Origin of the sequence: Pseudomonas sp. S32 (assembly GCF_016648095.1) — a bacterium.
In the GTDB taxonomy this organism is placed as follows: Bacteria; Pseudomonadota; Gammaproteobacteria; order Pseudomonadales; family Pseudomonadaceae; genus Aquipseudomonas; species Aquipseudomonas parafulva.
In genome coordinates, this window is sequence record NZ_JACVVF010000016.1 from 1 (window position 1) to 11243 (window position 11243).

Here is an 11243-nt window from a genome sequence, read left to right on the forward strand (position 1 = left end):
CCCCCCCCCCCCCCCCCCCCCCCCCCCCCCCCCCCCCCCCCCCCCCCCCACGATGGGGAGGCAGGTGAAGTCAGAACTTGGCGCGCAGCGCCAGGTTAAAGTTGCGCGGCTCGCCGTAGAAGTTCCAGTAGTTTGGGTTGCCCAGGGTCTGGTAGTACTTCTTGTTGAATACGTTATCCAGGTTGTACTGGACTTCGAGGTTCTTGTTGATCTCGTAGATCGCATGCAGGTTGGTGAGGTGGTAGGCGTCCTGCTGGATCTTGTAGGCTTCGCCAACTTCGGTCTGGGTCATCTTGCTTTGGGCGTAGAAGCTGCCGCCCACGCGCAGGTGGTTCAGCGTGCCCGGCAGACGGTAGTCGGTGGCCACTTTGAACAAGTGACGTGGCGAGGCGCCGTTGAAGTCATCACCCTTCTGCTCGCCGCCAATGTACTTGGACTGGGTGTAGGTATAGCCTGCGGACAGGTTCCAGTCCGGCAGGATCTCACCGTTCATCTCAAGCTCGATCCCCTTGTTGCGCACCTTGTCGGACGCGCGGTAGCACGACCAAGGCTGGTCGCAAGAGATCGCCTCCGCACGACCGGTCTGGTCGGCTTGGAACACGGCGATGGAGGTTTGCAGGCGCTTGTCGAAGAACTCGCCTTTCAAGCCAATCTCGTAGTTGCTGCCAGTCATCGGCTTGAGCATGCTGCCTTCGAGGGACTGGTTATCTTGCGGCTTGAAGATTTCGGTGTAGCTGGCGTAAGCCGACCAGTTTTCGTTCAGATCCTGAACCAGGCCGGCGTACGGGATGACCTCGCCACTTTTGGAGAAGTGGCCACGGTCACTGTCTTCACGGATGCCATTGGTGTCGGTCAGGGAGTCGAAGCTGTACCAGCTGATGCGGCTGCCGAGAATGAACTTGGTAGTGTCAGTCAGGCTAAAGCGGCTGGCGACATAGATGCCCTTTTGTTCCTGGGTGCGGTTGTATTTCCACTGGTTGGCGTTCAGGCCGGTCGGCTTGGGCGGGTCGAATGCGCCAAGGTTGTTCATGTCGATGATGTAGCGATAGGCAGCATCGCGGCCGCCATGGTAATCGTGATCATCTTTGTTCCAGTTACCGCCGATGATCAGGTCATGCTGGCGGCCGAACAGTTGGAACGGGCCGGTGAAGTACCCGTCGATGCTGGTCTGGGTGTCGTCGTAACGAAACAAGCGCGGGTTCAGGGTAAACAGGTCGGTGTCACCCCCTGGGAAGGTGTAGTTGCCCAGGAAGTCCGACTTGGACCACATTTGATTGACGGCGACGACGCCTTTCCAGCCATTGTCGAAGGTGTGCTGAATGTCGGCGAATAGCGTGGTGTTGCGCTTGTCCAGATGGTTCCAGTCGCCGGTCAGTGAGGTGGAACGGGAAATCGGGTAGAACTCGCCGTTTTCCTGAGTTGGCAGGCCTGACCAGTCGTAACCGGAGTTACGTTCTTTCTGGTAAGTGAAGCCGAAGGTGGCCATTGTCGACTCGTTCAGGTCGGCCTCGAGGATACTGTAGAACAGCTGGTTTTCTTTCTGGGCGGTGTCCAGGTAGCTGTTTGCATTGTTGTACGAAATCACCGAGCGACCCCGCACGGTACCGGCTTCGTTCAGTGGTGAGGACAAATCGACCATGGTCTTGTAGTTGTCCCAGGAGCCAACCGAGGTTTCGATCAGGGCCTGAGGCTCGGCAGTGGGGCGCTTGCGGACCATATTGATGGAGGCCGAAGGGTTGCCCGCGCCTTCCATCAGGCCGGTGGCGCCACGCACGATTTCAATCCGGTCGTAGATATCGGTATTTGGCTTGGAAATGACATCCATCGAGTAGGGGTTGCTGATGTTGGTTGGCACACCGTCGATCTGCAGGTTGTCCACCGACTGGCCGCGTGCCTGGTAGATCGAGCGCTCGCCGCCATTCTTGACGATGGTGATGCCAGTGGCGTTATTCATGACGTCGTCAAGGGTCTGCATGTTCTGGTCGTCCATGCGCTGACGGGTGACCACGGTCACCGACTGCGGTGTTTCACGCAGGGACATGGGCAGCTTCGTAGCGGTATTGGAGGTACCGGTGGCATAGGAATGGGTGCCTTCGGTGGTGCCGCCCAAGGTAGCGCCGCTGATGTTGGTCGGTGCCAACTCCATGTTGGAACTGTTGCCTTTGCGCAGCAGAATCACCTGCGGGTTGCCCTGCAGGGTGAAGGTCATTCCGGTGCCGCCGAGCAATTTGGCCAGCGCGCGTGCCGGTTCGGTTCGTTGCTTGACTGCCTGGCTGGTGAGGCCGCTGACATCATCGGGGTTAAACAGGATCTGCATATCGGCTTGACTGCCGAAGGTTTGCAGCGCGCTGGCCAGTGACTGGGCCGGGATATCGAAGCTGGCCTCCTGGGCCTGTACCTGGGCCGCGATGGGCAATGCCAGCAGCAGGCCAAAGCGTGGCAGAGGCTTGTGACGAAGAGTGCAGCGCATGATCAAGCCGGCAAGGCTCAAGGGCTTCTGGACAGGCAACATTTCAAATGCTCATGTAAGTGAACGGCAGAATTTTTGGTTGTTGATAAAAAGACGCATTCGTCGACAAATTCCGGAAAGAACTTGCCGCTGTTTTTTGTCATCTCAGGCCGGTACGGGGGATGAGCTCACTTTGCCGCTATTCATCCTCACCAATTGGTCCGCCACATCGAAGTAGCGGTCGTCGTGGGAGATGACGATGATAGTCTTGCCCAGTCGTTTCAGGTCGGGCAGCAGCTCGGTGTAGAAAATGCGGCGGAAGGTCGGGTCTTGATCCGCTGCCCATTCGTCGAAGACCAGCACAGGGCGTTCTTCGAGCCAGGCGTTGATCAAAGCCAAGCGCTTGCGCTGGCCGGTCGACAGGTCGGTGGTGGTGAAGCTGCCGTCGCGTACGCTGACCTTGTGACCTATTTCCAGCCGTTGCAGGTAGCGGTTGGCGTCGTCCGGGATGTGCAGGTCGCCTTCGACCACGTCGTCGAACAGGTAGTAGTCGGCGAAGATGGTGGTGAACAGCTGGCGGTATTCGTCGCGGTTACTGGGGTCGATGGCGTTGCCGTTGAGGCGGATCTCACCTTGGTTCGGGGCGTATAAGCCGAGCAGAAGTTTGATCAGGGTGGTCTTGCCGCAGCCGTTTTCGCCCACGATGAAGATGATGTCGCCTTGCTCGATGCGCAGGTTGACCGGGCCCAGGCGGAACGGCTCGCTGCCTTCGACTGGTGGAAAGGCGTAGCCCACGTTCACCAGTTCCAGGCTGTGCACTGGCGCAGGCTTGGTGTGCTTGGCGTCGAGCAGCAGGTGCGGCTCGGGCGAGGAGAACTGCTCGGACAGCTGGGCGATGCGGGCGAAGGCGACCTTGGCGCGGCTGACGATGGGCAGGGTGCCGATCAGGTGTTCAAGCGGGCCTTTCATGTACAGCAGCACCAGCACGAAGCCGCTCATGACCGTCTTATCATTGCTGGGCCATAGCGACTGCAGCACCAGGGCCAAGCCAATGACCACGAAGAACAACATCGAACCGAAGGTCTTGGCCACCACGAAGGTGTTGATTGCCTTGATCTGGGTCTTGCAGATGAAGTCGGCGGTGGTCTGTACGCCCTGGCTGAACATGCGGTTGCGGCGCGGGCGGTGGATACGCAGTTCCTTGGCGCCTTCGGCGATGGCGCTGTAGTTTTTCTGCAGAGTGTCTTCGGCTTCCCGCGCGGCGGCAAAGCCACGGCCCCCGCTGGCCTGGGCGACGAACTGGGCGACACTGCCGATAGCGATGGCCACCACCATCAGCAGGAACATCGGCCAGGACAACATGGCTAGGTAACCCAGGCAGCCGAGGGTGACGGTCATTGAGATAGCCAGCGGAGCGAAGGCGAAGGCGAAGTCGCTGATGGTGTCGACATCGTGGGTAAGCACCGGGATCAGTCGATGGCTGCGGTAGCGTTCGATCTGCTCGATGGGAGCGGCAAGGGTTTTCTCGCCCAGCTCCTTGCGCAGTTTGGCGATGATGTGCTGGCCGACGTAGTTGGTGCCGATGTCGGAACTGATCGAGCAGGCCAGGGCCAGCAGGCACAGGCCGGCGAAGGTGGCGATGGCGGCGCTGGTGATGTTGCCGTCACTGTGCAGGGCGGTATTGATACTCGCGAGCAGGGCGGTGACGCTGAGGCCGCCGACCATGCCCAGGACGATGGAGAGAGCGACGATGGGCCAGAAGGGTCTGAGCAGGGCGAACAGTTCGCTGAGGACGCCGCGGGTTGGCTGAGTCATGGGGCAGGGTTCCGCTTAGGAAGTGGGCTTTGGGCTCCCTGTAGAACGACTGGTGGGCGGGGTAATTTAGCGGGAACCTGGGGGCGCCTTGCGCCCCGTTCGCGACACGAGGCCGCCCTGTGGCCTGCCGTCTACTAGATATCGCGCACTACACGAAACCCGATCCAGTCGCCGCGCTCGTTGGGATAGAGGTCGTTGCGGTTGGCGGAGCGCGAGAACACAGGGGCTTCACCGTAGTCGTTGCCACGAATGCTCTGGAACTTGCAGTCTTTTTCCACCCAGGGGCTGCCGTCGGTCGGCGCGCCGACATAGTTGTCGTGCTTGCAGTCGGCAGTCCATTCGTAGACGTTGCCGTGCATGTCATACACACCAAAGGCGTTGGCCGGGAAGCTGCCCACCGGCGCGGTGTAGCTGTAGCCGTCGGTTGGGCCGTAGGTGTTGGCGTGCTTGGCGATGCTGTACTCCTTGCCCTCATCGAAGGGGAACGGGAACGGGCCGGTGCTGCCAGCACGGGCGGCATACTCACGGATCGATTCGCTGGTCAGCCGGTACTGCTTGCCGGTTTTTTTCGACAGCCAGGCGACGTAGGCCTGGACCTCCTTGAGGTTCATGCATACGGCCGGGTGTTTGCTGGTGACCTGGTGGTTGCCGCCGTAGGTGGGCCGGCCGCCTTGGGTTGGCGTGCCGGCCTGGCACAGGCGGCCTGGGCGGTCGTCGCCGCTGGGCATCGTGTAGCCGGTGGCCTTGATGAACGCATCCCATTCGCCAAAGGTGATCTGGAAGCGGCTGATGGCGAAGGGTTTGCTGAAGGTGACCTGGTGCACAGGGCCTTCATCGTCCTGGCGACCGACTTCGTCGTCGGGGGAGCCCATCATGAATGAACCGGTAGGCAGCACGACCATCTCGGGGCAACCCTTTGCACAGTCCTTGAAGACAGTGCCCGGCGCGGGTGTGTCGGCTTGTGCCGGCACGGCAACGGAAAGCAGGGCGAGTAAAGTCATTGGGGCAAAGATACACAGCGGGCTGTGTGGGGTAGGCAGGGTCGGATTCATGAGGCTTCTCGTTCAAGGTGATCGGAGGTCACAGCTGGGCGCTGAGCAGGGTCATGAAGCGATCAATCTCGGACTCGTCATTGAGCAAGCCCGGTGCGGTGCGCACAACCGGGCCGACATCGCGGTACACCGCATCGACGATCGCTTTGCGCTGAAGCAGGGCAGCGGCGACTTTGTCGCTGTCGCGGCCCTTGACGCGGAAGAAGGTGAAGCCAGCGCTGTGCTCGGGTGACAGTGGCGTGACCAGTTCCACCTGCGCGTGTTCGCTGAGGCGTTGCTTGAGATAGCTGTTGAGCTGGTGAATACGCCCTTGGACTTCGGCCTTGCCCAGTTGCAGGTGCAGTTTGAAGGCCTCGTCCAGTGCCCAGCGATGTTCGAAGGCATGGTAGCCGCCAGGGGTGAGGCTGGTGGCGAAGTCGTTATCCTGTGAGAAGGTTGGGATCAGAGGCGTGATGTTCTTGAGCTGCTCGCTGCGCGCGCAGACGATACCGGTGCCGCGCGGGCCGAACATCCACTTGTGCGTACCGGCGATGAAATAGTCGCAGTTCATCTGCGGGAAGCTTACATTTTCCACGCCAAAGCCATGTACACCGTCGACTACATAAAGAATGCGGTCGGCTTCTGCACGGTCGCGGTTATGCCGGTCGACTACCGCCCCGATGTCGGCCAGGGGCAGCTTCACGCCGCTGCCCGATTGCACCCAGGTCATGCCCAGGACGCGCGTGTTGGGGCGGATGTTGCGGTCGATGTTACCGACGATCTCGTCGGTGCTGACCTTGTCCGGGGCCTTGAACAGGCGGATTCGACGAACCTGGGTGCCCTGGCGCTGGGTGCGGAAGTCGAGAATCGCTTCGGCAGCAGAATGCTCGTGCTCGGTGGTCAGGATCTCCTGGTCTGGACGCACGTGCAGCCCGCCATAGATGACTGCCAGGCCTTCGGTGGTACTGCCGGTCAGGGCGATCTGGCCGGGACGTGCCTGCAGGTACTTGCCGGCCCATTCGCGCACACGTGCTTCGTGCTGCCAGGGTTCCTGGCGGTCCCAGTCCATTACCAGGCCTGGGTTGCGATCGAGGCTGACACGGTAGCGGTCGATGGCGTCCTGCACCGGCTTGGGGTGGGACGTGATCAGGAAATTGGAGAGATGCAGGTATGCCGGGTCCTGGTTGAACAGCTGGCGCAATTGCGCCCATCGGTCACCTGCCTTCGGCGCGCTGGCGGAGCTGGCCAAGGCCTGGCCAAGGCTGCTGCCCAAGGGCAGGGCGACGGCAAGCAGGCTGGCGTGTTTGAGGAAGGTGCGGCGGTCGCTCATGGTTGCGCTTACCGAGTTGAGGAGAGAGAAGGGCTGGCGGCTTTTTCCACCTGGGCCCAGACACGCAGGAAATTACCGCCCCAGAGCTTGGCGATATCGGCTTCGGAATAGCCACGCTGGATCAGTTCGGCTGTGACGTTGCGCACCTGGCTGACATCCTCCCAACCTTGCACGCCGCCACCTTCGTTGAAGTCCGAGGCAATGCCGACGTGGTCGATGCCAATCTTGCGCACGGTGTAGTCGATGGCATCGCCCAGGTCCTTGAGGCTGGCCTTGGGCTCTTCGTCGAGAATGGCGTAGAGCTGGCTGGCATAGCTGCCGAAACGTTGCTCGGGCCAGGCAGCGATGATCGGGTCGCCTGGCATCAGCGCCATCGCCAGGTTGGGCAGCGGTGGCAGCTCGAACTTGGCGCGCAGCGCGTTGAGCTTGTCCTGGGTCTTTTGCGTGAGCGGCCGCAAGTAGCCGGAGAACCCGACGACCTGCACCACGCCGCCACTTTTCTTGATCAGTTGCAGTTCGCGGTCGCTGAGGTTACGTGGAATGTCGACCATGGCCCGCGGCGCCGAGTGCGAGGCGACGATGGGCGCGCGGGTCAGGGCACTGACCTGCTCCAGGGCCTGGGTGGACATTTGCGAGACATCGATGATCACCCCCAAGTCGTTGAGCCGTTGTACGGCTTGCTTGCCGATAGGTGAGAGGCCGCCCAGGGCATCGGGGGAGTCATTGAAGAACGGCAGCGGGCGGGACGAGTCGGCCCAGTCGTTGTTGCCGATGTAGCTGAAACCGAACATGCGCATGCCCCGTGCTGCCCACTTGTCCAGCAGGTTCAGGTCGTTCCCCAGTGGGTAGGCATTGAGCATGCTGATGAAAATGGCGAACTTCCCTTCCCCGTGCAGACGGCGGAAATCTTCGGGGGTGTAGGCGATGCCAACCTGGTTGGGGAAATCACGGACGAGGCCGGAGATGATCTTGTAACGCACTTCTTGCTGGTTGCGGGCCTCATCGAGAAAGCCTGCGGTCGGCCGATGCGGTGCGTTGGGGCCATTCCAGATTTCCGGCCAGCCGAAGATGGTCAGTGCCGCGCCCGACAGCCTGCCCTTGGCGGCCTTCGCCAGGTCAAACTGGCCGTCCCCATCCTTGTCGGCTTCCTGGCCATAGGTGCCGAAGTCCATCGGCAGGGTGATATGGCTGTCGAAGGAAATCAGCCGCTCCTGCAATTCATCGGCTTGCTTGATCACTTCGCGCGGAAAGTGGGGCGCAGGGCTCAGCCACTGGCTCCAGGCCAGATAGCCGCCGGCGCCGAGCAGCAGGGCCAGCGGCACGCCGATGTACAAGGTTTTCTTCCAGCGAGGTCTTGTCATTGCCATCTCGATTCAGGTCCGCGAATGCCGGGGGCTTGGGCTATCTGGGAGGGACGAGCAGCATGGGCGGAAATTTACCGGGACGGGCGTGGGGTATCGCGCCGCCGCTAAATTTTGCCGGGCAACATACGTTCTTGCTGGGATAGCGCCTGCTTCATGGCGGACACGGGAAGGGTAATGACGATTTCTCGACGAGGGTTCATGGCCGGTGTGGCCTTGGCGGGCGCGGCCCTGCCAGCGGCCTACTACGGGCACCGCGAGCTGACCAGGGAGGAATTTCCGGTGACGCCCGGGGAGGCCAGCGTGGAGCTTGCCGACACCGCCGGTCAGCGCCTGGGTAACCGCTTGCGCGGTATCTGGAGCTTGCGCCTTGAAGGCGCGGATGCCGGGCTGGCAGGTTTGCCCTCCGAGGCGCTGGAACTGTTCATCGACATTGCCGCGCGTGGTCGTGGCGTACGCGGTTGCCTGGACAGCGCGCAACGCCTGCGCAGCGCGCAGCCGCCTCGTTATCAGTTGATAGGTGACTTGATCGAGGCCGAACCCAACCGCCTGTATTGGCGCCTCAAACCCGAGGATGGTAGCCACCCGGGTTACGAGATGGCGATCACGTTCGACGAAGTGTGGGGCGGGTTCGGCAATGCCGGCAGCGAGACCTTGAGTGGGCGCATCGCAGCGCTGGACCGGCCGCTGGCACTGCCGCTGCAGGACAACCGTTTCGTCGCTATTCGCCAGCGCGTCCCCGAGGCGCGCCAGACCATCGCCTTGGAGCCGCCCCTGCTGGCCTGGCTGATTTCGCCGGAGCACCGTCTGTTCCACCAGCTCTGGCATGCCTCGCGGGATAAATGGCACAGCTTGCCGGATGACAAGCGCAATGCCTTGCGTGGGCTGGGCTGGCAGCCCGGCCCCCGTGACCAGGAGCGCGATGCCCGGGGGAAGCTCAAGGACCGCAACGGTTCAGGCGAGGACTTCTTCTTCATGCACCGGCACATGCTGGCTGCGGCCCGTGCCCTGCAGCCGCTGCCGTCATGGCAGCGCTTTCCGTTGCCGCAGCCGGAGCTCGAGCGCGACCGCCTGGGATTTGCCCGCTATTTCGACAACCTCGACGGCTGTTCGGTGCCGCCGACTTGGTTGGCTCCGGGGGACGACGCGTTCAGCGAGTGGGTAAACGGCATCAAGCGGGCCGAGACGTTCCATGGCAACTTCGCGGTCTGGGAGTCTCAGTACCGCGACCCGCGCTACCTGTCGCGAATGACCTTGGGGCAGTTGGGGTCGGAGATGGAGCTGGGCCTGCACGACTGGCTGCACATGCGCTGGGCGTCGGTGCCGCGCGACCCCTCCAATGGCGCGCCGGTGCCGCTCGCCCGTGAGCTGGACGACTTTGCACCACGTTGGTATGCAGCGGAAAACGACTTTCTGGGCGACCCGTTCTCGTCGCATGTGCATCCGGTGTTCTGGCGTTTCCATGGCTGGATTGATGATCGCCTAGAGGACTGGTTTGCGGCCCACGAGCGTTTCCACCCAGGCGAAGTCAGCCGCTCGCAGGTCAACGGTGTACCTTGGTTCGCACCGGGGCGCTGGGTGGAAGTGGACGATCCGTGGCTGGGGCCGGATACCCATGGTTGCAGCACGGTGCCGGGCGTCAGGCCGGGCAAGTCGGTGGAAATGGATGTCGAGACCATGAAGCTGGCCTTGCGCATCATCTTCAGCGAAGACGAAGGGAAGCTGGCAGGGTTCATGCGCCAAGTGCCGAAGCGGCCATGGTATGCCCGGCACCTGTCGTTGAAGGGGTTGCTGGCCTGACGGTTCGACCATGCCGAGGTGCTGGCAGCCCCTGGGCTCATTCCCCCGTTTGTACTTTTTCTACCTGCCAGCCGCCACCCAGCGCCTTGTACAGCGCCACGCTCCCCTGTAACCGTGCCAGGCGCAACTGGGCCTGCTGATCCTGGGCTTCATAAAGTGTGCGTTGGGTATCCAGCACTGTTAGCAGCGTCTCGGCCCCGGCACCATAACGCTGCTGTGCCAGGTCGAAGGCCAGGCGTGCCTGCTGCACTTCCTCGTCCTGCCACTGCCGTTGGCGGTCGACACCCTGGATGGCATTGAGCGCTTTCTCGACATCGGCGAAACCGGCCAGGATGCTACTACGATATCCCTCCAGCAACTCCTCCTGCTCGGCCTTGGCCAGATCGCGTGAGGCGCGCAGTCGGCCGTTGTTGAATATCGGCGCGACCAGGCCCGCGGTCAGCGTGTAGTAGGGGCTGTCGAAGATGTGGGGTAAGGTGCGCGCCCCTGTGCCAAGCTCGGCGCCGAGGGTCAACTTGGGCAGCATGGCGGCCCTGGCCACCTGTACGTTGGCACTGGCCGCTGCCAGTCTTGCTTCGGCTGCGGCGATGTCGGGGCGGCGGGTCAGCAGCTCGCTGGGCATGCCGCTGCCGATCGTAGGCCAGCGCACGGCTTCGATACGTTCATTGCTGCCAGGCAGGTTCTGTACCGGGTCGCCAAGTAGGGTGGCCAAGGTCACGCGGTTGTCCTGCCGACGTTGCTCCAGCAACGGCAACTGCCGTTCCTGAGCCGCCACCAGGCTGCGCTGCTGCGCCAGCTCCAGGCGCGTGGCAGAACCAGAACGCTGGCGTGCTTCGACGAGCCCCAGCACATCCCGGGCGTTGCGCAGGTTCAGGTGGGCAATGCGCAGTTGCTCGTCCAGCGCCAACCCTTGCAGGTAGCTGTCGGCCACGGCGCTGACCAGGGTCAGCTCCACTGTCTGGCGGTCGAAGCGGCTGGCGTCGAGGCCTAGCCGGGCGCTGTCGCGGGCTGCGCGCAGGCCGCCCCAGAAATCGATCTCGTAGGTCGCGCTCAACTGGGTACCGAACGAGGTACTGGTGCGTTCGTTGCTGCTGGCGTCAAGTTGATCGCTGCCCTCACCACGCATCAAATGCTGGCGGCTACCAGTCAAGCCGAGGGCCAGTTCCGGCAGCAACGGTGCCCCTGCGATCACGGCGCGAGCCTGGGCCTGGCGAACCCTGGCAGTGGCGGCGCCAAGGTCGTGGCTGTTGAGGCGGGCGCGTTCGACCAGGTGGTCCAGTTCGCGACTGGCGAAGGCTTGCCACCATTGGGCCTGGGGCGTAGCGAGCGAGGGATCACCGGCTTCCCCCTGCCAGGTGCCAGGTGGGGCGATGCCGCTGGCGGGCGGCGCGGCTGTGTTGCAGGCGGCGAGGGCCAGGCTGAGGGTCAACAGGCTGATGCGGCTTGGCAATGTCATG

The 11243-nt window shown here is 62.5% G+C and carries 7 protein-coding genes; 1 reads left to right on the forward strand and 6 read right to left on the reverse strand.

The annotated features are described in order from the left end of the window. Window positions 1-70: 70 nt before the first annotated feature. The 5 genes from IAE38_RS11065 to pvdM all read right to left on the reverse strand — a co-directional run bounded on the left by IAE38_RS11065 (window position 71) and on the right by pvdM (window position 7986). Complete coding sequence (locus IAE38_RS11065; protein ID WP_236403867.1) at window positions 71-2512, reverse strand: TonB-dependent siderophore receptor; 2442 nt, start codon at window positions 2510-2512, stop codon at window positions 71-73. 102 nt (window positions 2513-2614) lie between these two features. Further along, on the reverse strand, window positions 2615-4264 hold the full coding sequence (locus IAE38_RS11070) for a cyclic peptide export ABC transporter (protein ID WP_201217587.1): 1650 nt from the start codon (window positions 4262-4264) through the stop codon (window positions 2615-2617). 134 nt (window positions 4265-4398) lie between these two features. After that, window positions 4399-5316 carry a dihydropyoverdine dehydrogenase gene (gene pvdO, locus IAE38_RS11075; RefSeq protein ID WP_442968281.1) on the reverse strand — a complete coding sequence of 306 codons (918 nt, stop codon included), beginning with the start codon at window positions 5314-5316 and terminating at the stop codon, window positions 4399-4401. 28 nt (window positions 5317-5344) lie between these two features. Then, on the reverse strand, window positions 5345-6625 hold the full coding sequence (gene pvdN / locus IAE38_RS11080) for a pyoverdine-tailoring periplasmic protein PvdN (protein ID WP_201217588.1): 1281 nt from the start codon (window positions 6623-6625) through the stop codon (window positions 5345-5347). 8 nt (window positions 6626-6633) lie between these two features. Further along, window positions 6634-7986, reverse strand: a complete 1353-nt coding sequence (gene pvdM / locus IAE38_RS11085) for a pyoverdine-tailoring dipeptidase-like protein PvdM (protein ID WP_201217590.1) — start codon at window positions 7984-7986, stop codon at window positions 6634-6636. 177 nt (window positions 7987-8163) lie between these two features. On the opposite strand from pvdM, the gene pvdP reads away from it, so the two are divergent. Further along, window positions 8164-9786, forward strand: coding sequence for a pyoverdine maturation tyrosinase PvdP (pvdP, locus tag IAE38_RS11090; RefSeq protein WP_201162995.1), 1623 nt, complete (start codon window positions 8164-8166; stop codon window positions 9784-9786). Window positions 9787-9823: 37 nt separating this feature from the next. Here the strand turns inward: pvdP and IAE38_RS11095 are convergent, their stop codons facing one another. After that, entirely contained in the window at window positions 9824-11242 is a 1419-nt protein-coding gene (locus IAE38_RS11095; protein WP_201217592.1) for an efflux transporter outer membrane subunit, read from the reverse strand. Window position 11243: the final 1 nt, after the last annotated feature.